The organism is Urechidicola sp. KH5 (assembly GCF_054661455.1).
Map to the genome: position 1 here is coordinate 236893 of NZ_BAAFSW010000001.1, position 23141 is coordinate 260033.

General features: G+C 34.4%; 17 protein-coding genes. 10 read left to right on the forward strand and 7 right to left on the reverse strand.

What is annotated here, in order from left to right:
* The first annotated feature begins 88 nt into the window (after positions 1-88).
* Together gcvP and nudK are read left to right on the forward strand one after the other, a co-directional pair.
* A complete protein-coding gene (gene gcvP / locus ACYQ5R_RS01135; RefSeq protein WP_460189065.1) occupies positions 89-2926 on the forward strand; it encodes an aminomethyl-transferring glycine dehydrogenase in 2838 nt (945 codons plus the stop codon).
* A gap of 78 nt (positions 2927-3004) precedes the next feature.
* Positions 3005-3589 (forward strand): GDP-mannose pyrophosphatase NudK, encoded by a 585-nt coding sequence (nudK, locus tag ACYQ5R_RS01140; RefSeq protein WP_460189066.1) that lies wholly within the window; start codon positions 3005-3007, stop codon positions 3587-3589.
* A gap of 35 nt (positions 3590-3624) precedes the next feature.
* Here the strand turns inward: nudK and ACYQ5R_RS01145 are convergent, their stop codons facing one another.
* Positions 3625-4815, reverse strand: coding sequence for a DUF1501 domain-containing protein (locus tag ACYQ5R_RS01145; protein ID WP_460189067.1), 1191 nt, complete (start codon positions 4813-4815; stop codon positions 3625-3627).
* A gap of 2 nt (positions 4816-4817) precedes the next feature.
* Positions 4818-6194, reverse strand: coding sequence for a DUF1800 domain-containing protein (locus ACYQ5R_RS01150; protein ID WP_460189068.1), 1377 nt, complete (start codon positions 6192-6194; stop codon positions 4818-4820).
* A 270-nt stretch (positions 6195-6464) separates the two neighbouring features.
* On the opposite strand from ACYQ5R_RS01150, the gene pdhA reads away from it, so the two are divergent.
* Positions 6465-7460, forward strand: a complete 996-nt coding sequence (pdhA, locus tag ACYQ5R_RS01155) for a pyruvate dehydrogenase (acetyl-transferring) E1 component subunit alpha (RefSeq protein ID WP_460189069.1) — start codon at positions 6465-6467, stop codon at positions 7458-7460.
* A 28-nt stretch (positions 7461-7488) separates the two neighbouring features.
* Entirely contained in the window at positions 7489-9150 is a 1662-nt protein-coding gene (locus ACYQ5R_RS01160; protein ID WP_460189070.1) for a pyruvate dehydrogenase complex dihydrolipoamide acetyltransferase, read from the forward strand.
* 150 nt (positions 9151-9300) lie between these two features.
* Here the strand turns inward: ACYQ5R_RS01160 and ACYQ5R_RS01165 are convergent, their stop codons facing one another.
* Positions 9301-9552 carry a type B 50S ribosomal protein L31 gene (locus tag ACYQ5R_RS01165; protein ID WP_460189071.1) on the reverse strand — a complete coding sequence of 84 codons (252 nt, stop codon included), beginning with the start codon at positions 9550-9552 and terminating at the stop codon, positions 9301-9303.
* A gap of 173 nt (positions 9553-9725) precedes the next feature.
* On the opposite strand from ACYQ5R_RS01165, the gene ACYQ5R_RS01170 reads away from it, so the two are divergent.
* On the forward strand, positions 9726-10769 hold the full coding sequence (locus ACYQ5R_RS01170) for a glutaminyl-peptide cyclotransferase (protein ID WP_460189072.1): 1044 nt from the start codon (positions 9726-9728) through the stop codon (positions 10767-10769).
* 49 nt (positions 10770-10818) lie between these two features.
* The gene (locus ACYQ5R_RS01175) at positions 10819-12345 is read left to right on the forward strand and encodes a hypothetical protein (protein ID WP_460189073.1); all 1527 of its coding nucleotides are present in this window, start codon (positions 10819-10821) and stop codon (positions 12343-12345) included.
* Positions 12346-12367: 22 nt separating this feature from the next.
* Here ACYQ5R_RS01175 and ACYQ5R_RS01180 read toward each other — a convergent pair whose 3' ends face one another.
* Positions 12368-13660, reverse strand: coding sequence for a metal-dependent hydrolase family protein (locus ACYQ5R_RS01180; protein ID WP_460189074.1), 1293 nt, complete (start codon positions 13658-13660; stop codon positions 12368-12370).
* A gap of 56 nt (positions 13661-13716) precedes the next feature.
* Between ACYQ5R_RS01180 and ACYQ5R_RS01185 the strand changes: the two genes are divergently transcribed.
* On the forward strand, positions 13717-14394 hold the full coding sequence (locus ACYQ5R_RS01185; protein WP_460189075.1) for an SDR family NAD(P)-dependent oxidoreductase: 678 nt from the start codon (positions 13717-13719) through the stop codon (positions 14392-14394).
* 49 nt (positions 14395-14443) lie between these two features.
* Here the strand turns inward: ACYQ5R_RS01185 and ACYQ5R_RS01190 are convergent, their stop codons facing one another.
* From ACYQ5R_RS01190 to ACYQ5R_RS01200, 3 genes are all read right to left on the reverse strand, one after another.
* Positions 14444-16765, reverse strand: coding sequence for a M1 family metallopeptidase (locus tag ACYQ5R_RS01190; protein WP_460189076.1), 2322 nt, complete (start codon positions 16763-16765; stop codon positions 14444-14446).
* A 7-nt stretch (positions 16766-16772) separates the two neighbouring features.
* The gene (locus ACYQ5R_RS01195; RefSeq protein WP_460189077.1) at positions 16773-17261 is read right to left on the reverse strand and encodes a DUF6702 family protein; all 489 of its coding nucleotides are present in this window, start codon (positions 17259-17261) and stop codon (positions 16773-16775) included.
* 272 nt (positions 17262-17533) lie between these two features.
* Positions 17534-19408, reverse strand: a complete 1875-nt coding sequence (locus ACYQ5R_RS01200; RefSeq protein ID WP_460189078.1) for a T9SS type A sorting domain-containing protein — start codon at positions 19406-19408, stop codon at positions 17534-17536.
* A 587-nt stretch (positions 19409-19995) separates the two neighbouring features.
* On the opposite strand from ACYQ5R_RS01200, the gene ACYQ5R_RS01205 reads away from it, so the two are divergent.
* The 3 genes from ACYQ5R_RS01205 to ACYQ5R_RS01215 are packed head-to-tail and all read left to right on the forward strand — an operon-like array spanning position 19996 to position 23090.
* Positions 19996-20589 (forward strand): SprT-like domain-containing protein, encoded by a 594-nt coding sequence (locus tag ACYQ5R_RS01205; RefSeq protein WP_460189079.1) that lies wholly within the window; start codon positions 19996-19998, stop codon positions 20587-20589.
* A complete protein-coding gene (locus ACYQ5R_RS01210) occupies positions 20586-21662 on the forward strand; it encodes a mannose-1-phosphate guanylyltransferase (protein ID WP_460189080.1) in 1077 nt (358 codons plus the stop codon). Before ACYQ5R_RS01205 ends, ACYQ5R_RS01210 begins: the two co-directional genes overlap by 4 nt.
* Positions 21663-21665: 3 nt before the next feature.
* Positions 21666-23090: a DUF389 domain-containing protein gene (locus ACYQ5R_RS01215; protein WP_460189081.1), complete on the forward strand. Its 1425-nt coding sequence runs from the start codon at positions 21666-21668 to the stop codon at positions 23088-23090.
* Positions 23091-23141 lie beyond the last annotated feature (51 nt).

Consider the following 23141-nt stretch of genomic DNA (forward strand, 5'->3'; position numbering starts at 1 on the left):
TTTTGAAAATCTGACAATTCTTAACGACTAATGAAGCATCCTTTTATGAAAAATGAGTAATTTTGCGCATCAAATTATGTAGTTATAAATGAGAACAGATTCTTTCGTTTTAAGACATGTTGGACCACGTGGGTCTGAAGTCACAGAAATGTTACAAAAAATAGGTGTTAACTCTATTGAGGAATTGATTTATCAGACCATTCCTGATGATATTTTACTTGATAAACCATTGAACTTGCCGGCTGCTTTAGATGAGTCTGAGTTTGTAACTCACATTAAAGGTTTAGCTGCAAAAAACAAGCAGTTTGCAACCTATATTGGATTGGGATATCATGCAGCGATTACACCTCCCGTAATTCAGCGGAATATTTTTGAAAATCCGAGTTGGTACACTTCTTACACACCTTATCAAGCCGAAATTTCACAAGGCAGATTAGAAGCTCTTTTAAATTACCAAACCATGATTGGCGATTTAACTGGATTTGATATGGTAAATGCATCTTTACTAGATGAAGGTACTGCTGCTGCAGAAGCCATGATTATGTTGCACAACAACAGATCTAGAGCTCAGAAAAAAGCAGATGCCAATGTGTTTTTTGTTTCAGAAGATGTACTACCCCAAACTATTGATATTTTAAAAACTCGCGCAACTCCTTTAGAGATAGAGTTACAAATTGGCAATCATGAATCATTAGAGTTAAATGAATCTATTTTTGGAGCTATTCTTCAATACCCCGGTAAATATGGTGCCGTAGTTGATTACACTGAGTTTATAACAGCTGCTCATGCAAATGAAACAAAAGTTGTTGTTGCAGCAGATTTATTAAGTTTAACTTTACTTAAAAACCCTTCTGAAATGGGTGCTGATGTTGCTGTTGGAACTACACAGCGTTTTGGTATTCCATTAGGTTATGGAGGCCCTCATGCAGGTTATTTTGCTACATCTCAAACATACAAAAGATCCATCCCGGGTCGTATAATTGGAGTAACGGTTGATGCTGATGATAATCGAGCATTGCGTATGGCTTTACAAACCAGAGAACAACACATTAAGCGTGAAAAAGCAACATCAAATATTTGTACTGCTCAAGTTCTACTGGCAGTTATGGCTGGAATGTATGCTGTGTATCACGGCCCGCATGGGTTAAAATATATAGCTAGTAAAATTCATGGTTTTGCTAAATCACTATCTGCTACATTAACCGAATTAGGCTTTAAACAAGAAAACGACATTTATTTTGATACCATTAAAGTAAAAGTGGATAATGCTTTTAGTGTGCAATCTGCAGCAGAAGCAAATGAAATTAATTTCTTGATTATTGATAAAGCAACAATCGGAATTTCAATTAATGAAACTACGACGCAAAGTGATGTTGAAAAAATCATTAAAGTACTTTGCGAAGCCGAAGTTAAAAATACAATAGACTTAGTTATTAATAGCGCTACAATTATTCCAGAATCCTTAGAGAGAAGTTCAACGTACATGACACATGAAGTGTTTAACTCATATCATTCAGAAACTGAAATGATGCGTTATATCAAAAGATTAGAGCGTAAAGACATTTCTTTAACTGATTCTATGATCTCTCTTGGATCCTGTACTATGAAATTAAATGCAGCTTCTGAAATGTTGCCTCTTAGTTATGGATCTTGGAATAACATCCATCCTTTTGTACCTGTTGGTCAAGCACAGGGATATCAGGAGTTATTTAAAGGATTAGAAGAGGCACTTAATGAAATTACTGGTTTTGCGGCAACTTCGTTACAACCAAATTCTGGTGCACAAGGTGAATATGCTGGATTATTAACTATTAGAGCATATCATCACTCTAGAGGTGATCACCATAGAAACATTTGCTTAATCCCTTCTTCTGCTCACGGTACAAACCCAGCTTCAGCGGTAATGGCAGGTATGAAAGTAGTAGTAACGAAATCGCTTGAAAACGGAAATATAGACGTTGACGATTTACGTGAAAAAGCAGAATTACACAAAGACAATTTAGCTGCATTGATGGTGACATATCCATCAACGCACGGGGTTTTCGAATCTGCGATTAGAAAAATTACAGAGATTGTGCATACCAATGGTGGTCAAGTATATATGGACGGTGCAAATATGAATGCACAAGTTGGTTTGACAAATCCTGCAACAATTGGAGCAGATGTTTGTCACTTGAACCTTCATAAAACATTCGCAATTCCTCATGGTGGTGGAGGACCAGGTGTTGGACCAATCTGTGTTGCTGCACATTTAGCGGCATTTTTACCATCTAATCCAGTTATAAAGACTGGTGGTGAACAAGCAATTACAGCAGTATCATCAGCTCCTTGGGGATCTGCTTTAGTTGATATTATTTCTTACGCTTATATTAAATTATTAGGTGCTGAAGGATTAACACATTCTACTAAAATTGCCATTGTTAATGCTAATTACTTAAAATCCTGTTTAGAAGAGCATTACTCAATCTTATATGCAGGAGAAAAAGGAAGAGCTGCTCATGAGATGATTATAGATTTTAGAGAGTTTAAAGAAAAAGGTGTCGAAGTAGTTGATATAGCTAAAAGATTAATGGATTATGGCTTCCACGCTCCTACGCTTTCATTTCCAGTTGCAGGTACATTAATGATTGAACCTACTGAAAGTGAAAATAAAGGAGAATTAGATCGTTTTATTGCAGCAATGATTTCTATTAAGAAAGAAATTGACAACTATAATCCTGAAGAATCAGTATTGAAAAATGCACCGCATACTGAGGCAATGGTTACAGCTGATGAATGGCCTTTTAGTTATTCAAGACAAGAAGCCGCTTTCCCTCTTGATTATATTAGAGAGAGTAAGTATTGGCCTACTGTAAGAAGAGTAAATGATGCTTATGGAGATAGAAACTTAGTTTGTTCTTGTAATCCAATTGAAGATTATATGTAATAATATTTTTATTACCTATTAATAAGTTTTACAAAAGTGGTTTTTAGTGTATTTTTGGCACTTTAAACCACTTTTTTTATGAACCCAAGAGTACGAAATATTCGCACGAAATTACTTTCAGATAATTGGTACAAACTCGACAAAGTATCTTTTGAATATTTAAGTGATCATGGAGAATGGCAACTACAACATCGCGAATCTTATGACCGAGGAAATGGGGCAGCCATTTTATTATATAATAAAGAAAAGAACTCTGTTATATTGACTAGACAATTTAGGATGCCAACTTATTTAAACGGAAATGAAGATGGTATGAGTATTGAAGTTTGTGCAGGATTGTTAGACGGAGATGAACCGGAGGTATGTGCTAAAAAAGAAGCCGAAGAAGAATCTGGGTATCGCGTAAAAAGTATTGAACGTGTATTGGAAGCCTATATGTCTCCTGGTGCAGTCACCGAAATTGTTTATTTATTCATAGCAGAATACACAGATGAAATGCGTGTAAGCGAAGGAGGTGGATTAGACGACGAACAAGAAAATATTGAAGTACTCGAAGTTTCGTTTAGCGAAGCTTTAGAAATGGTAAATAACAAGCAAATTTGTGATGGTAAAACCATTATGCTTTTGCAATACGCACAAATTCATAAACTTCTACAAGTATAAAAAAAGCCTCTATTGAGGCTTTTATTCGTATCGGTCTAAACTATGTTTAACGTTGCAAATTGCTTGTTTAAAATTTTGCCATCATCCACTTTTAACCAATCTTTTAATACAGTTGCATAAACGCGTCTAAAATCAATTTCAAATTTCAAATCACCATTATTATCAAGATTTGAAAGATTAGGAGCATTGTTATAAAATCCTGGTTTCTTTAAATGTTCTCCAATCAAATAAACATTACTGGCCGTACCATGGTCCGTACCTCCACTAGCATTTTGTTTAACTCTTCTACCAAATTCAGAAAAAGTTAAGATAAGCGTATCTTTAAAGGTATCATTCTTCTTTAAATCATTTACAAATGCAGCAACACTGTTGGCATATACTTTTAGCAATCTTTCCTGCTGTCCTTTCTGATTGGCATGCGTATCGAATCCACCTAAAGAGGCGTAATACACCTGTGTAGATAAACCTGAATTGATAAACTGAGCTGTTGTTTTTAGTTGTTGCGCAAACGGATTATTTGGATATTCATACTTAGATGCATGCGTTTTACTTGTTTCGAATATGTATTTTGCAGAAGATTTAGCTTCAATCATGGTTTTATACAAATACCCTAAATTGTGCTCGCTTAAATGCTCATCTGCATTGTATTTTTCTAGTTTATTAAAAAATGGATCACGAGATGAGCTATACATTAAATAAGGATTGTCATTTGCGATACCAAAAGCTTTTTCTCCTTTCAACGCTAAAGATAAGTGACTGTCCACTTCAATAGCATCATACGGATTGCTCCCATAATGATCTAAATACCTTCCTATCCAACCGGACTGCCAATTCTCGTTAGAATTACTTGCAGTATGCCAAATATCTGTAGATCTAAAGTGTGAACGATTGGGGTTTGGATAACCAACATTATTGATTATCGATACATAACCTTGATCGTATAACTCTTTAAATGCTTTCATACTTGGGTGAAAACCTAAATCACCATCTACGTTTAGTACTTCATTTTTAGTAACAGCTAGTTTCGGTCTCTTTTTAAAGTATATGTCATTTCTATATGGTACAATGGTGTTTAAACCATCATTACCACCAGATAGCTGTATTACAACCAATCGCTTATGACCAAATGTATTAGCCGCAAAATTTTCAAAAGCCTTCATAAAAGATGGCACCATAAATAAGCTGGTTGCAAGCGAACTATTTCTTATAAATTCTCTACGTTTCATAACTAGCACATTTGATATTCTGGTAATGACATTAATTGCACACAGTAGTCGTGTTTATTGTCAATTACTAAGTTAGCAATTAGTTCTTTAGCTCCTTCACTTAAAGTACCTTGAAGTATAAATGGCTCTAAATCTTTAGCAGCAACATTTTTATAAGCCTCATCAAAACTACTCCATTGTGGAGTTACTTTTAACTGGCGCTTACGATTCTTCATTCGTTCATAATACATCTCATACGAATCTTCAAATTCACCCTTTTCATCTAAGGCAATAACTGCTTGATTTAAGGCCATAGAGGCCAATTTTAAGCGAACTAGCATTGTATTACTGTCAATCCAAGTGCGACCACCTTTCCAGCCAGCAACATTTGGAGGGTCAATTAATACCTGCCCCAATTCTCGTTGAAAATACATTAAAGAGCGACCTTTATTAAACTTAAAAGGCACTGTCTTTTGAATTCCAACATACAAATCCATTGGAGATTTAATCTTACTCCCTATATTTTTTTGATCATAAAACCAATCAGCCATTAATAAATGACGCATCATTGGTTCTATTTCATAATCTTTATAAAATACATCTGCTAATTCTTCGACATGAGTAGCGTTGATATTTTCATTTACAAAGTATTTATATACCTTTGAACAAACAAAACGAGCACATTCCTTTTTGGTTAAAATTATATCAATAATTTCATCACCATTAAAATTTCCTTTTTCTCCTAAAAAAGACTTTTGTGAATTATCATGCTTACCTTCTCTAAAAATAAATTCTCCTCTTGGATTATGACTCCAACCTGTAAATGCTTTGGCGGCAGCTTTTATATCTTGTTCAGAATAATTACCAATTCCCAGCGTAAATAGTTCTAATAATTCTCTACCAAAGTTTTCATTGGGTTTCCCTTTAACATTTTGCTTATTATTCAAATATTTTAGCATCGAGGCCTCTTTAGAGATTGCCAATACATAATCACCAAAATTACCTAATGCATGTTTCCGCATGGTATTTTGATACTGTTGAAAATGATTGATACTCCTATCTCTGCATACAAAATGGTTACTCCAGAATAAATGCATTCGCTCTCTTAGTAACTCCTCAGAGCTAATCATTCTATCAACCCAAACTTCACTAAACTCATTCACTTTTTCGCGATTCATTCTTTGAAATTCTTGACGAATATTTTTAAAGTTTTGACGATTATCTGCATAGAATTTTTGCAATTCTGAAGTGTCAACAGTAATTGGAGTGTTTGTAGCAGATTTTTGAAAAAGCCAATCTACAACGTTCTTTCTCGTTTTCCTTTCGAGTTTATTGGCTATTTCAGGACTTATTCCAAATCCTGCACGCCAAAATAGGTGGTGTAATTCGTTAGTTTTCATCAATTGTAAGACTATCTAAAAGTCAAATGGTTTAATTATTAAGATACTACATCTCTAGTCTCTCTAAAAACCTATTCATTAAACAATAACTTTTGAAGGGTATATGATTTCAAATTAAGGAGATTTTAATAAAACATTTCAATCAAGAAATATCAACCAGAAATCAACTTTTAACAAAATCGATTTCGATAAAAATTTTACTAAAATTCGTTCTTTAACTTTCGGTATAAAATAGTATTTTTGCATACTCATTTATAATTTTGACATTTTATGAAGCCTATCACTAAAGAAACCTATGTAGATTGGTATAAAAACATGCTATTTTGGAGAAAGTTTGAAGATAAATTAGCTGCTGTATACATCCAACAAAAAGTTAGAGGTTTTTTACACTTATACAATGGGCAAGAGGCTGTTTTAGCAGGAGCCTTGCACGCCATGGATTTATCAAAAGACAAGATGATTACTGCTTATCGCAATCACGTACAGCCAATTGGAATGGGCGTAGATCCTAAAAGAGTATTTGCAGAATTATACGGTAAAGTAACAGGTACTTCTCATGGTATGGGAGGTTCAATGCATATCTTTTCAAAAGAAAAAGGATTTTACGGTGGTCACGGTATTGTTGGTGGTCAAATTCCTTTAGGTGCTGGTATCGCATTTGGAGACAAGTATTTTGAAACAGGAGGTGTTACATTAACATATTTTGGTGATGGTGCTGCACGTCAAGGTTCTTTACACGAAACGTTTAACATGGCAATGCTTTGGAATTTACCAGTAGTATTTATTGTTGAAAATAACGGATATGCTATGGGTACTTCTGTTGCAAGAACTGCAAACCATGAAGATATCTGGAAACTTGGTTTAGGTTATGAAATGCCTTGCGGACCGGTAGATGGCATGAATCCAGTAAAAGTTGCTGAAGCGATGCACGAAGCTATCGAAAGAGCTCGTTCTGGTGGAGGACCAACTTTCTTAGAAATGAAAACGTATAGATATAGAGGTCATTCAATGTCAGATGCACAACACTATCGTACAAAAGACGAGGTGAATGAGTACAAGAAAATTGACCCTATTACCCAAGTGTTAGATGTTATTAAAGAAAACAACTACGCAACAGAAGACGAAATCAAAGCTATTGATAAATGGGTGAAAGATGAAGTTGCGGCTTGTGTTAAATTTGCTGAAGAGTCTGCATATCCGGACAAACAACAATTATACGATGTGGTATACGAACAAGAAGATTACCCATTCATAAAACATAGATAAACCAATAATTACCTAATACAAAAGCAATATGGCTCAAATTATAACAATGCCGAGATTAAGTGATACTATGACAGAAGGTGTAGTAGCTACTTGGTTAAAAAACGTTGGTGATAAAGTTGAAGAAGGCGATATTTTAGCAGAAATCGAAACTGATAAAGCTACAATGGAGTTTGAATCTTTTTATGAAGGAACTTTATTACATATTGGTTTAGAAGAAGGAAAAACCGCTCCTGTAGATTCACTATTAGCAGTTATTGGTGAAGAAGGTGAAGATATTTCAGAAATTTTAGCTGGAGGTGGTGCACCTGCCCCTGCTTCTGAAGAAGCTCCAAAAGCGGAAAATAGTGCAGAGGTTCCTGCTGAAACTAAAACAGAAGAAGTGGCTCCTGCAGAAGAAGCTTATGTTGTGCCTGACGGTGTAACTGTGGTAACAATGCCTCGTTTAAGTGATACAATGACAGAAGGTACGGTTGCTAGCTGGTTAAAAAAAGTTGGCGATAACGTTGAAGAAGGGGATATTTTAGCTGAGATCGAAACAGATAAAGCCACGATGGAGTTTGAATCCTTCAATGAAGGAACCTTACTGTACGTCGGCTTAAATGAAGGTGAAACTGCTGCTGTAGATTCTTTACTAGCTGTAATTGGTGAAGCTGGAACAAATGTAGATGATGTTGTTAAAAACTTTAAAGTAGCTGCACCTGCTGCTGTTAAAGAAGAAACTCCTGCTCCTAAAGCTGAAACTCCAAAAGCAGTGCCTGCGTCTAAACCTGCTCCTGCTGCCAAACCAGCGACCGCAGCCCCTAAGACTGCAGCTCCTGCTCCAACAACTTCTAATGAGCGTGTAATAGCGTCGCCGTTAGCAAAGAAAATGGCAGAAGAAAAAGGATTTAACCTAGCGATGATTCCTGGTTCTGGAGATCATGGTAGAATTATAAAAAGAGATGTTGAGAATTTTGTTCCTGCTGCTTCAGGTGGTGGCGTAGTTCAATTTGCACCAAGTGGTGTTGAGAGCTTCGAAGAAATTCCTAACTCACAAATGCGTAAAGCTATTGCTCGTTCTTTAACAGCATCTAAGTTTTCTGCTCCCCATTATTATTTAGCTGTTGAATTTGATATGGATAATGCTATTGCATTCCGTAAACAATTCAACTCTATTCCAGATACTAAGATTTCATTTAATGATATGGTAGTTAAGGCAACTGCCAAAGCATTAAAACAACATCCACAAGTTAACTCGCAATGGTTTGACGATAAAATGGTATTAAATCACCATGTTCATATAGGTGTAGCTGTTGCTGTAGAAGATGGATTGGTTGTGCCAGTTGTTAAGTATGCAGATGAACAGAGCTTACCACAAATTGGTGCTGCCGTTAAGGATTACGCAGGACGCGCAAGAAATAAGAAATTAGCTTTAGAAGAAATGCAAGGTAGTACCTTTACTATTTCTAACTTAGGTATGTTTGGAATTGACTACTTTACATCAATTATCAATCAACCTAATTCAGCAATTCTTTCTGTTGGTGCAATTGTTCAAAAACCAGTTGTAAAAGAAGGTCAAATTGTTGTTGGAAATATGATGAAAATGACTCTTGCTTGTGACCATAGAACAGTAGATGGTGCTACAGGTGCTATGTTCTTACAAACATTAAAAGGATATATAGAAAATCCAATTACCATGTTAGTTGGTTAAAATCTATATTTAAGATATAAAAAAGCCCGCTTTTTAAGCGGGCTTTTTTTTCGGATCAACTTCCCAATTGAGAAGAAAAGAAAAGCCATAAAAAAATCCTCAGCTTTCACTGAGGATTCTATATCTTGAACACTAATTAATACAACAATATTATTTCTTGTATTTAGCGTATTTATTCTTGAATTTATCAATACGACCAGCCGTATCAATTAATTTCTTCTTACCAGTATAGAACGGGTGAGAAGTTCTAGAAATTTCTAATTTTACTAATGGATACTCAACACCGTCTACTTCAATAGTCTCTTTTGAATCAGCAGTTGAGCGCGTTAAGAATACATCGTTATTAGACATATCCTTGAATGCAATCATTCTATAATTTTCTGGGTGTATACCTTTTTTCATCTTTTTATATTTTTCACAACGCTTTTTGACGTTGCTAATTTGAGTTTGCAAATATAGGTACAATATTTCAATTAGAAAACTTAAAATCAGCTATTTTTTTGATTGTCAATTTTAACAGCTGAGTAGCTTAAAATTATTACATTTGGTCTGAAAAATTATTAGAAAATATACCAATGTTTCAAACACTAAAAAGGCTCTTATTAATTGCCCCTATTATACTTATATCTTGTAAAGATGCTTACAAAATTCAAGTAACTACTCCAAAATCGATTCAGGTATCTAAACCACTAACTTTTGCTGTACAAGATAAAAACAATAATCCGTTAGATTCTGTTGTAGTAACTATAAATAATAAGCCTGTTGTTTTAAACGAAAACTTTGAAGCTTCTGTAGACATTAGTAGTTTTAAATTGGGTAGGCAGTCTATTGAGACAACTTCCTATTTTAATGGAGAAACAAAAAAAATCAATAAAACTGTTTTCTTTTTAGCAGATAGCCAACCATCTGTTTATGATTTTGAAATAATCAACAGATATCCACACGACACCAAAGCGTATACACAAGGTTTAGAATACCATGATGGGTTTTTATACGAAAGTACCGGAAGAAATGGTCAATCATCTATAAGAAAAGTAGAGTTGACAACAGGTAAAGTTTTACAAAAGTTTGATTTGGATGAACAATATTTTGGTGAAGGTATTACCATGATGGGAGACAGTATTTTTATGCTGACATGGCGAAAAGGTGTTGGATTTATTTTCGATAAAAATACTTTTGAAGAGCTAGGCACCTTTAAATATAAAAATAGTCTACAAGGTTGGGGGTTGACTAATAATGGTGAACAATTAATTAAAACTGATGGAACAGAGCGCATTTGGTTCTTAGATCCTAAAACCCAAAAAGAGCTCTCTTTTATTGAAGCATATACCAATACTAGAAAGGTTGAGCAATTAAATGAATTAGAGTATATAGATGGAATTATTTATGCCAATATATATCAGCAAAACTCTATTTTAATGGTCGATTCTTCTAATGGTAAAGTAGTTGGGGTTGCAGATTTAAATAAATTAAAAGCCGAAATGGCAAAAACTCAGAAGTTAGTACCGCAAGACGAAGTTTTAAATGGTATTGCGTACGATGCTGAAAACGACCGATTATTTGTTACAGGCAAAAATTGGGGCAATGTATTCGAAATCAAATTAATCAAAAGACAATAAGCAATAATCACTTATTTTTAGTGTTATATTTTTAAATTCAATCCGCTTTATGAAACATTTTTACACTGCATTCATTGTTTTATGTATCATTCTCTTAGCTTCATGTAGAGAAGATTTTGAAACCATACCGAGCAGTGGTAATCTTAGATTTTCTAAAGACACAGTGTTCTTAGACACCGTTTTTACAAACATTGGATCAAGTACCTACAATTTAAAAGTATACAATCCATCAAATGATGATATCCATATACCAAGCATTACTCTTGAACGCGGTGAGTCTTCTAACTACAGATTAAATGTAGATGGTATTCCTGGTAAATCTTTCAACAATATTGAGGTTTTGGCTAAAGACTCAATTTTTATTTTTATTGAAACTACAGTAGACATTAATAGTCTTTCAGATCCTTTATATACAGATCGCATTCTTTTTGACACAGATAGTCGAACGCAAGATGTTGATTTGGTAACGTTGGTTCAAGACGCTCATTTTTTGTTTCCAAGTAGAGATTCTGAAGGAGTGATTGCTACCATACCAATAGGAACTACTGCAAATGGTGAAACACTAGAAGTGCAAGGTTTCTATTTAGATGACGATACTACTTTTACCAACGAAAAACCTTATGTAATCTATGGTTATTGTGCAGTACCCGCTGATAAAAAACTTACAATAGAAGCTGGTGCTCGTGTGCATTTTCATGCCAATTCTGGATTGATAGTGGATAAAGATGCTACACTAGAAATTAATGGAACTATAGATAACGAAGTTATAATAGAAGGAGATCGATTAGAACCCCAGTTTGCTGAAACACCTGGACAATGGGGGGCAATTTGGCTACGTGCAGGAAGCAAAGACCATAACATTGACTTTGCAACTATAAAAAATGCAAGTGTTGGAATTATACTTGACTCAATTGGCAATGATACTGAACCGACATTAACTATCAAAAATTCGCAATTGTACAATCATGCCAACTATGGTATTTTGGCAAGAGAGACAAACATTGAAGGAGAGAATTTAGTCATCAACAATGCTGGACTTTCTTCTTTGGCTTGTACAATTGGGGGCACCTATAATTTCACGCATTCTACATTTGCCAATTATTGGAGAAATGGTGTCAGGCAATTTCCTGCAGTTTTGGTAAACAATTTCTTCACTTATATTGATGGTGAAAATCAAGTAATCGAAACTAGACCACTACATGCGGCAAATTTCAACAGCTGTATTATTTATGGAAATAGCAATATAGAATTGATATTAGACAATGTAGAGGGGAGCTCTTTTAATTATAACTTTAAAAACAGCTTAATAAAGTTTGATGACTTTAGTGGTAATTTTGATGGTATACCAGAATACGACTTTGATAATACCATGCATTATCAAAATACAATTATCAATGAGAATCCTGATTTTAAAGACCCATATACCAATCAACTTATCATTGGTGAAGAATCAGCTGGAGTTAATACTGCTTCACTTGAAGACGCATTACTTGTGCCATTCGATATTTTAGGTGTCGACAGAACTCTTGCACCAGATATTGGAGCTTATCAGCATATTATTTTTGAAACGGACTAAATAAATAAGCGTATTTTATATGCTATTTATTATGGCTGTTATTTTTATAAACAAACCCCTCTTTCATTACAAAACTAATTTGTTCCATGGTTGCTATATTGTCTATTGGATTTTCTTCTACAGCTATAATATCAGCTTTTTTACCAACACTAATGCTACCAAAATCTTCCCAAGATTTTAAAATCTTCGCATTAGTAATTGTTGCCGATTGAATCGCTTCCATAGCAGGCATTCCTGCCTCCACCATATAACCAAATTCTTTGCCATTCAATCCATGTTCAAATACACCAGCATCTGTACCAAAAGCAATGCCTACGCCTTTTTTATAGGCCAATCCAAAAGTACCTTGAATTTTTGGCCCAATTGCCAACGCTTTAGGCACTACAATATCTGGATAGTAATTCGGAACTTTAGCCTTAGCCTCTACCTCTTTGCCTGCTGTAATGGTTGGAACCAAAAATACATTGTGTTCTTTCATCAACTCCATAGTCTCTTCGCTCATGTAGGTACCATGCTCAATAGTCTTTACACCACCTAAAATGGCCCGTTGCATTCCCTCATCACCATGCGCATGTGCGGCTACATGAAATCCATAGTCTGCAGCGGCTGTAGTGATTGCTTTAATTTCTTCTACTGTAAATTGTGGGTTTTGTCCATTTTTGGCAACACTTAAAACCCCTCCTGTTGCTGTAATCTTAATTAAATCTGCACCATTTTTGTAACGTTGGCGCACTGCTTTTTTTGCATCTTCTACACTATTAACTACCCCTTCCTTTGGACCAGGGTTCCCTACTAAATCATCTCTATATCCATTGGTTGGGTCTGCATGACCACCCGTTGTTGCCAACGATTTTTCAGCAGTAAAAACACGAGGACCAACTATTTTACCTGCTTCAATTGCATCTCTTAAAGATACATTAACACCACTACCTCCCAAATCTCTTACAGTTGTAAATCCTGCCAGTAAAGTGCGTTCGGCAAACTTTACTGAATTAAATGCTTTATCTGCAGGGTTATGCGTGAACTCTTGCAAATATTCTTTTGGGTTGGTTTCTCCCTCTAAGTGCACATGCATATCAATTAAACCTGGCATTACAGTTTTTGATTTTAAATCAATTGCAGTGGTATTAGCCTCTGGAGATTGATATCCTTTTTTAACTGAAATAATTTTAGAACCCTCAATAACTACAGTATATGCTTTAAGTACTTTTCCATTTTCTACATCAATTAATTCACCACAATGTAGAAAGGTTTTTTGTGCAAATAGTTGAAAAACGAAAAACAACAGAAAACTAAAAATGATTGATTTTTTCATAAGTCGTGCAAAGATTTTAAATTATTTTTACCAAATATAACTAATATATCTATCAGATGAATGTACTTATTACTGGTGCTAGTAGAGGAATTGGGTTTGAATTAATTCAACTATTTGCCAATCAAAATCATCAAGTAGTAGCTATCTCTCGCAATACTGCACCTATAGAAAAACTTAAAAATTCAAATATTCATGCCATAAGTGCAGATTTATCTGAGGCTAAAGACTTAGAACTTATTTCAAATCTTATTGGTTCAAAATGGCAATCTATAGACATCTTAATTCACAACGCAGGTTCATTAATCAATAAACCTTTTTCTGAATTAACAACTGACGATTTTTTAAAGGTGTACCAGGTAAACGTATTTGCAGTTGCCGAATTAACAAGACTTTCACTACCCTATTTAAAAGAAAAATCGCATGTTGTAACTATATCCAGTATGGGAGGTATACAAGGGAGTTTAAAGTTTCCTGGTTTAGCAGCCTACAGTTCGGCCAAAGGGGCTGTAATTACCTTGATGGAATTGTTGGCTGAAGAGTATAAAGACTCTGGTATCGCTTTTAATACATTGGCTTTAGGGGCAGTTCAAACTGAGATGTTGCAAGAAGCATTTCCAGGGTATGAAGCTCCGGTAACCGCGGATGAAATGGCAGCATACATATACAACTTTGCCTCAACTGGCCATAAAGTTTATAACGGAAAGATACTTCAAGTATCTTTAAGTACTCCATAAAAAAAGGCTTGGTTTTACCAAGCCTTTTTTATTTGAACACCATTATATATTATTGGTCAGTAGAAACATTTGGAGTAGAATTATTAACCTTACCAGCTCTTCTACTTCTTTGCATTGGATTCTCACCTGATTTACGCTTTTTGAATAATTCAAATTGCGTAGGAACAGGTTGCGCAGGCCATGCGTTATTGCTCACATCTGTATCAGCAGTTTCAACATTTGGATCTAACTGAATAGATACCACTTTTTGATCGAAAATAAATACTTTAGATACTTGCTCTTGATCCATTCTCCAGATTTCTGCAGGAATCTTAATAGTCTCTGATGAATTGTCTTCAAACGTAAATTCTAAAATAATTGGCATTGGAATACCACCTTTATTAGAGAATTTTAATTCGTAGAATTGCTTACCAGAGTTTAACAAAGCTAATTCTTCTTCAGTTCTTCTTTGTTTGAACATTTCATATTCTTGAACATGTAAAGCATCAGAATTGTTAGCATCATAAGTTGTATAAAAATCATTCAAAGAAGGATCTGCCTCATTATACGTTGTAGCAATTTGTTTTTTATTTCTTACTGCACCAATAGGCTGCGCCTCTTTACTTTCTAATTCTTTAGCACGTGCTAAATCTTTAGTAGCATCTCCAGTATTCATTTCGTACAAGTTCACCTCATCAATACTAATATCAACATGATCAGTAGTGAAGAACCAAGCTCTCCAGAACCAATCCAAATCAACAGCAGATGCATCTTCCATTGTTCTAAAGAAATCTGCTGGAGTTGGGTGTTTGAATTTCCAACGCTCAGCATATGTTTTAAACGCATAGTCAAACAACTCACGGCCCATAATTGTTTCTCTTAAAATATTTAAACCTGTTGCTGGTTTACCGTAGGCGTTATTACCAAACTGCCAAATAGACTCTGAGTTTGTCATAATTGGAGAGATGTACTCTTTGTTACCTCTCATATAGTTTGTAATTAAATGCGCAGGTCCTCTGCGAGAAGGGTAATCTCTTTCAAACTCTTGTTCTGTTAGATATTGTACGAAAGTATTTAAACCTTCATCCATCCAAGTCCACTGGCGCTCATCAGAGTTAATAATCATTGGAAAGAAGTTATGACCAACCTCATGAATAATTACACCAATCATACCGTACTTTGTTCTAGCCGTATAAGTACCATCTTTTTCTGGACGACCGAAATTGAAACAAATCATTGGATATTCCATTCCAATATCAGCAGCATGTACTGAAATAGCAACAGGGTAAGGATAATCAATTGTATACTTAGAATAAGTTTTAACTGTATGTGCAACTACTTTAGTAGAATATTGCTCCCATAATGGGTTACCCTCTTTAGGATAGTAAGACATACATAATACATTCTTACCTCCTACTGGTTGATTCATGGCATCCCAAATAAATTTACGAGAAGATGCAAATGCAAAGTCACGTACATTTTTAGCCTTAAATACCCATGTTTTTTTAGAGCTTGCTCTTTCTTTCTCTGTAGCTTCTGCCTCATCTTGTGTTACAATAATAACAGGCGTATCAGATTTTCTTGCTTGCGCTAGACGATTTCTTTGAGCAGATGTTAATACCTTACTCTCGTTAGCTAATTCACCAGTTGCAGCAACAACGTGATCGCTTGGTACTGTTATAGCAACCTCATAATCACCAAATGGTAAGGCAAACTCACCTCTTCCTAAGAATTGTTTGTTTTGCCACCCTTCAACATCATTATACACACACATTCTTGGGAACCATTGTGCTATCGTATACAAGTAGTTATCGTCTTCTGGAAAATACTCATAACCACTACGACCCCCAATTTTCATGCGGTCGTTGATGTTATACCACCACTTGATTTTAAATGAAATTGATGAACCTTCAGTTAAAGGCGTATCTAAATCAATACGCATCATTGTTTTGTTGATGTAGTATTTTAATTTTCTACCTGAAGTAGCACTCACCTCTTGAATTTTAAAACCGCCATCAAATTCAAATAATTTCTTTTGAACAGATTTGATTGATTTAAAGTTCTCCATTCGCTCTACTTTGATTAAGTGAGTATCAGAATCTGACGCACGCATGTTTTGATCTAACTGAATCCATAAATACTCTAAAGCATCAGGAGAATTATTGGTATAAGTAATAGTTTCATCACCTATAATTTTTTGTTCATCGTCTACAAGCTCTACATCAATTTTGTAATCTGCTTGTTGCTGATAATAGTTATGACCAGGCGCTCCAGCAGCATTTCTATACTCATTTGGAGTAGGTAACAACTGTTCTAATTGTGCAAATTTATTATTCTGCGCAATCGCTAATACGGGCATAAGTAATGCCAAGAATAGTGTTTTTTTTAGCATTGATTGATTATTTAAGGATTATTGTTTGAGTTCTTTTTGTGTATAAAAAGGGTTTTGAAAACGCGTTATCATTGTGATAAAACGTAATTTTATTTTGTTGGTCTTTATGCATTTCCATTAAGGCATCAAAAGTAATTTCTAGCGAATCTGCAAGATCAATAATAGAAGATGACTCCAAATAAAAATGAGTAATACCATCTAACTTAGTGTCAAAGCCCAAAAGCTCAAAACTATGATTGCTTGCAGCTTTTACTTTAAAATGTCGGTTAAGGTAATTTTGTAAAATCTGGAATTCTTTCGAACCCTTCTTTACTTTCTCTAAATGTCCTACAGGACTTTTAATGTATTCTAAAGCGTGCTCAAGATCATGCGTCGAAATAGAAATAGTAGTTTCAAATTTCTGAGATTCCGAATTGTATGCCATTTCGGCAAAAGCAAAATAGTAATCATGCGCAAAACCACTTGTTGACAAGAACAAGAATACTAACAACTTCATTGTAACTATTTTTTAACAGCACAATTTTACGATTATTTCATCAAAAAATAAACTCGATTCTCATAAAATATAAATGGTACTTCATCAATCTCTCTGTAATAATATCAACTATTTAAATTTATAAGAATCTTTTGGTATTTACTCATTTATTTTTCCTCTGATGTTTACTAGTATTTGACCAATACCTACATATGGATTTCAAACGTACAAAACAGCTAAATAAAAAAACGTCACGCTTAGCGTGACGTTTCAAAAATTCGAATTATGATTTGTTATTTTTTAATAATTTTAAATGTTCCTTCAGTATTTCCTACTTGCACCTTCACCATATAAACCCCTTCATTTAACGCAGATAAATTTATAGAAGAGTTAGAAATATTAGGAGCTGTTTGTAACACCTCTTGTCCTAAAAGGTTATAGATAGCAATGTATTTAACATTTTCAAAAGCGCTAAAATTCAAATTTTGTTCTACGATTGTAGGATATAATTTAAATCCTTCTATTACCTCATCAGCAGAACTTAATGATGTAGTTGTAATTTGGAAATTGTCAATAAAGAAGTCATTATCCTCATTATCCTCTAAAGAACCAGAGGATGCATAGTATGCAAACTGAACAGTACTACCATAGCCTGAAAGTTCTATTTCTTGTACAGACTGCCCTGTATTACTTATTGGAGTAGTAGCATCCCAACGGGTAAGTTCTATCCAGTTAGCCCCGTTATCTTGCGTTACCAGTAATGCAACATAATCATCAGATCCCAAAGTTGCAGATGATGTATTATTGTATTCCACTAACCCAATATCAAAATTTAAGTAATAAGTAGCTCCTGAAAGGTTAAACTCTGGAGATATCAGATACTCATCAGTAAGTGCCCCCCAAATATTAACACCAGCAGATTGTCCGTTTGGGTTACTTGTATCGTTCACAAAATCATCATTGATAAAAGTAGAACTGGTTCCAATGGGGGTTCCATAGGCTCCTATTGCTTCGCTCCAGCCTATCGGTATGTAGTCATCAAAAAATTCTTGATAATTTGGAACAATTGGTGCTGAAGGCGTGTATTCTTCCAAGCAAAATTCAACATTAATCATAGTATTACCATAATCATAAATTCTTATAACAAGTTCATCTCCTACAGCCCAACCTTGCAAAGTTAAACCAGCCTGATTAAATGTAGAATAAGCAATTTCAGTACCTGATGAATCATGAATACCAATATATGGTTTACCAACTCCATCACCCCAGTAACGTAATGCACTGGTTGTAGCCGTCCAGTTAAAAAAGGCATCATAACCTTGAATGGAAGTTCCTTGACCTGGAAGACCACTTATTGTATAACCAGGACCTGATGCTGTAAAATCAACTGAAAAATTATGTGTTGTACAACCAGTTCCTTCTGGAGAAATTGTAAAAGGAAGAGTGGTTGCTGTTGCAAAAGTGTCTCCTGCCATTGGCATAGTCCAAGAAATAGTTAACCAGATACTATCACCATCAGTTCCACCACAATTTGATTGAACATAAATATCATAGGTTGCTTCAGAAGTCAAACCTTCTATAATTACAGAATTGTCTGTCCCCTGCACTATGGTTCCATTTCCTTGAGTAAAGCCAGCCGGACCATATTCATAAGTCCATTCTGTTTCAGTACCTACTGCTGTCCAAGATATCTCAGCTTCTGATATTGAGTTCACCGTTGCAGTAAGACTAGATGGTGGCATACAAGATGGTGGGCTAGGAACTACAATCATAAATGATGCCTCTAGCTCATCGGCAGTGCCCTCACAACTCGAATCTATATCAGTATCTTGTCCGTCATCAGGTGAAACCCCACCATTATCTCCTATAACAACACCATAAGCGGTTACAGAAATGAGTGTACCATCCCATCCATCAGCATATTGATCATAACAATTAACATAATAAGTCCCTGGAGCTATTGAGATATCTTGATTAATTAATCCACCAGCGTTACACTGGGTTTCATCACCTTGCCCCCAAATCTGAGTACCACCTCCATCTGCTTCTGTGGTGATATTTACCCATTTCTCACCTACGTATAATCCACCTGATGTGGTAATATTAATTGTGGATTGGGAGTATCCAATGAGAGAGTTTAACAATAAAAAAAGAGTAATTTTTTTCATAGGTCTAATAGTTTATAATTTTTTAATAATTACGAAAATAATTTTTTTTTTAAAGTTGTTAAACCTTTTTATTCTGAGATGCGAAATCTATAAATAAAACAAAGGCTATACACTATAATTCATATTTAAGAATACTATTAGCAAGCTTTATCTTATTTATAATAATTTCTTTTAATTGAAAATTTTTTACATTTTTAGACCATATGCTATCATTTGCTATACTCCAGAAACTTATTTTAAATCTCCCTTTAGATCGATTTTAAAATGAACTTGATTGAGATTTAAATATTCAGCAACAGTTACAAAAATAAAATTACCATTTTTACCAAACAAAGATCCTTGTAATGGCCAAGAATATCCTATTAAATTAAATGGAATTCACGTTGTATTCTTATGAACTACCTCAACTTTTTAGAAAACTTTAGAGGCTATTCTCTTATATTCATAACCTATAGATACCCAACAAAAAGCAATAAATAAAGGCAAGTTTGTTTAGTATATATGCTAATTGATAAAAAATATCAGTTGTTAGAATAACAAGTGTTTAAAGTATACTAAAGTTTTACTAATTATTCTAAATTTGCCAAATGCTCAAAGATGTACAATCGCACATTCCAATTAATGCTTTACCCTTAATTCAAGAACTTATTGAGAAATACCCACATCGGTTAAAAATTGTAAATCAGAGACATACCAAACACGGCGATTTTAGAGTTCTAGATTCGAAAACATTTCAAATTTCTTTAAATAATAGTTTAAATCAGTATCAATTTTTATTGACGTATGTTCATGAAATTGCTCATTTGGTCACCCATTTAAAATACAGAAGGGTGAAACCACATGGTATAGAATGGAAAATTGCATTTCAACATTTAATGCTGCCGTTTATTGACCCAACTATTTTTCCTGTTGAAATATTACCCCATCTTGCCAATTACTTAAAAAACCCGAAGGCGAGTACAGATAGTGATGTACATTTATCGTTAGCCCTTAAATCTTTTGAAAAAAACTCAGATAAGAATTTTATCTTTGAAATCCCAAAAGGGACCCTTTTTGAATATAATAATAGAACTTTTAAAATGGGTGATAAAAGACGAACGCGATTTGCTTGCGTTGATTTAAAAAATGACAAAACATATTTATTCAGTCAACATGCTGAAGTAAAAAAACTTACCATATGAATTCAAACTACTACGCAGTAATAATGGCTGGTGGTGTTGGCTCTCGCTTTTGGCCAATGAGTACTCAGAATTATCCAAAACAATTTCACGACATGTTAGGTGTTGGCAGTTCATTAATTCAAAAAACATTTGATAGACTTTCAAAGAGTATTCCATCTAAGAACATATTAATATCATCAAATGCTAGATATAAGGATTTGATTTTAGCACAACTTAAAGGTGTAGAAGAAAATCAATTGCTTTTAGAACCCTGCATGCGTAATACTGCACCATGCATTTTATATGCTGCTCAAAAAATTTATCAACAAAACCCAAATGCTGTTATGATTGTTGCCCCCAGTGATCATTGGATTGAAGATGAATATTCGTTTAATTTGGCTATAGCATCTTCTTTTGAGTTTTGTGGTACACAAGATGTCTTAATGACACTGGGAATTACACCTAGTAATCCTAATACAGGATACGGTTATATTAGGTTTAAAAATCGGGCAAACAAAATAAAAGAAGTAAGACAGTTTGCGGAAAAACCTGATTTAGAAACCGCGAAATCTTTTATAAAAAGTGGAGATTATCTTTGGAATGCAGGTATTTTTGTTTGGAGTGCAAAAAGTATTTTAAAGGCTTTTAAGCAATCGTTACCTACTATGTTTCAACTTTTCAAAAATGGAGAGGAATTCTATAACACTCCAAATGAAATTGGATTTATAAATAGCAATTACGAAAGGGCTGAAAATATCTCTATTGATTATGGTATTTTAGAGAAAGCAGAGAACGTATATGTTCTTCCTGTTAATTTTGGTTGGAATGATTTAGGCACTTGGGGGTCTTTATATAATAAATTGCCCAAAGACAACGATAAAAACTCTACGGTAGGTGGTAAAGTCATATTCAGAGATGCATCAAATAATATGGTGCGCACCCAAAATCATAAAAAGGTAATAATTCAAGGATTAAATGATTATATTGTGGTTGAAAAAGATGGTGTATTGCTCATTTGCCCAAAAGCCGATGAACAAGACATTAAGCAAATAACCGCACAAGCCAAAAAAGACTTTGGCGACGAATATGTTTAGTCTATGCAAGATAACTCAACGTCTAATAATCAGGAACAAAAGCAAGGTCAAGAAGAAAAAACATCAAATGATTTTTCTACCATTTGGAATGACTTCAAAGTAATTTTAGTCAGTATACTTGAAATTAAAAGCGATACCGATAAAAAGGGTACTATTCAAGATATAAAAGATGGAATTTCTATGAAAGGTCATACAGCTTGGGTATTGATTTTCTCAATTTTAATAGCATCAATTGGTTTAAACGTTAGCTCACCCGCAGTTGTAATTGGAGCCATGCTAATATCTCCATTAATGGGACCAATATTAGGAGTAGGCTTATCTATTGCAATTAATGATATTGACACTCTAAGGCGTTCTTTTGTAAATCTTGGGGTAATGATTGGATTAAGTTTAATTACTTCATTCATTTTCTTTAAAATACCATTATTCCAAGAGTTAACTCCAGAAATTAAAGCACGTACAGCCCCAGACGTTCGGGATGTTTTTGTTGCAGTAGCTGGTGGGTTGGCGCTTATAATGGCTATTAGTAGACGCTCCAAACAAACCAATACCATTGCAGGAGTTGCGATTGCTACTGCCCTAATGCCACCTTTATGTACAGCAGGATACGGTTTAGCTGTTTGGGATATGCAGTTCTTTTTTGGTGCAATGTTCTTGTTTACAATTAATACAATCTTTATTGCTTTAGCTACTTTTTTAATTGTAAAATTCTTACGTTTTCCAATGGTTAAATATATTAATTCTGCCAAAAGAAAACGAGTAGCACAGATAGCTGGTTTTGTAGCATTGCTTATCATGAGTTTTAGTATTTATGAGTTTGTTCAGCTTTACAAAAAGGATAGATATATACATCAAGTTGAAAATTTGATCGAGGATATGAAAACTGCCGGCATTCATATTTTTGATACAGAAAGTGAGAATATTAATTACGACGCCAAAACCGTAAAGCTAATTCTTTATGGCAACTTATTATCTGAGGGTAAAATTAAAGAATGGAAAGAAAGGTTACCTGATTATAGACTAACTGGCACTATACTAAATATAGAACAAAGTGTGAGTACTGATCTTGAAAAAAAAGTTGAAGAATTAACAGATTTATATTCAAGAAATCAGTCAATTATTGCATCTAGAGATGAAAAAATAGCCGAAAGTGAAGACGAAATTTCTGAACTAAAACAAGAATTACGCAAACACACTAAAGTGCCATTTAAGCAGTTAAGTGAGGAGGCAAAAATAAATTACAGCGGTCTTAAAACATTGAGCTACGCGAATTTTATTACAACCGATTTTAGTCGTGTTGACACTATATCTGTTTTTAACGTAACATGGTATGACTCTATACCAAATCAAACGGTACAAGAGCGCCAATTAAAATTATGGCTTAAGACCCGTTTAGAATTGGATACAATACAATTATACGGACAGTAAAAAAGGAAAACAAACGCCTTTCTTATGCCATAATTTACTTTATTATATTTC

Excerpts from the sequence above, each read along its gene's own strand:
- gcvP (WP_460189065.1), top strand. The coding sequence starts at position 89 with ATGAGAACAGATTCTTTCGTTTTAAGACATGTTGGACCACGTGGGTCT.
- nudK (WP_460189066.1), top strand. The coding sequence starts at position 3,005 with ATGAACCCAAGAGTACGAAATATTCGCACGAAATTACTTTCAGATAAT.
- ACYQ5R_RS01145 (WP_460189067.1), bottom strand. The coding sequence starts at position 4,815 with ATGAAACGTAGAGAATTTATAAGAAATAGTTCGCTTGCAACCAGCTTA.
- ACYQ5R_RS01150 (WP_460189068.1), bottom strand. The coding sequence starts at position 6,194 with ATGAAAACTAACGAATTACACCACCTATTTTGGCGTGCAGGATTTGGA.
- pdhA (WP_460189069.1), top strand. The coding sequence starts at position 6,465 with ATGAAGCCTATCACTAAAGAAACCTATGTAGATTGGTATAAAAACATG.
- ACYQ5R_RS01160 (WP_460189070.1), top strand. The coding sequence starts at position 7,489 with ATGGCTCAAATTATAACAATGCCGAGATTAAGTGATACTATGACAGAA.
- ACYQ5R_RS01165 (WP_460189071.1), bottom strand. The coding sequence starts at position 9,552 with ATGAAAAAAGGTATACACCCAGAAAATTATAGAATGATTGCATTCAAG.
- ACYQ5R_RS01170 (WP_460189072.1), top strand. The coding sequence starts at position 9,726 with ATGTTTCAAACACTAAAAAGGCTCTTATTAATTGCCCCTATTATACTT.
- ACYQ5R_RS01175 (WP_460189073.1), top strand. The coding sequence starts at position 10,819 with ATGAAACATTTTTACACTGCATTCATTGTTTTATGTATCATTCTCTTA.
- ACYQ5R_RS01180 (WP_460189074.1), bottom strand. The coding sequence starts at position 13,660 with ATGAAAAAATCAATCATTTTTAGTTTTCTGTTGTTTTTCGTTTTTCAA.
- ACYQ5R_RS01185 (WP_460189075.1), top strand. The coding sequence starts at position 13,717 with ATGAATGTACTTATTACTGGTGCTAGTAGAGGAATTGGGTTTGAATTA.
- ACYQ5R_RS01190 (WP_460189076.1), bottom strand. The coding sequence starts at position 16,765 with ATGCTAAAAAAAACACTATTCTTGGCATTACTTATGCCCGTATTAGCG.
- ACYQ5R_RS01195 (WP_460189077.1), bottom strand. The coding sequence starts at position 17,261 with ATGAAGTTGTTAGTATTCTTGTTCTTGTCAACAAGTGGTTTTGCGCAT.
- ACYQ5R_RS01200 (WP_460189078.1), bottom strand. The coding sequence starts at position 19,408 with ATGAAAAAAATTACTCTTTTTTTATTGTTAAACTCTCTCATTGGATAC.
- ACYQ5R_RS01205 (WP_460189079.1), top strand. The coding sequence starts at position 19,996 with ATGCTCAAAGATGTACAATCGCACATTCCAATTAATGCTTTACCCTTA.
- ACYQ5R_RS01210 (WP_460189080.1), top strand. The coding sequence starts at position 20,586 with ATGAATTCAAACTACTACGCAGTAATAATGGCTGGTGGTGTTGGCTCT.
- ACYQ5R_RS01215 (WP_460189081.1), top strand. The coding sequence starts at position 21,666 with ATGCAAGATAACTCAACGTCTAATAATCAGGAACAAAAGCAAGGTCAA.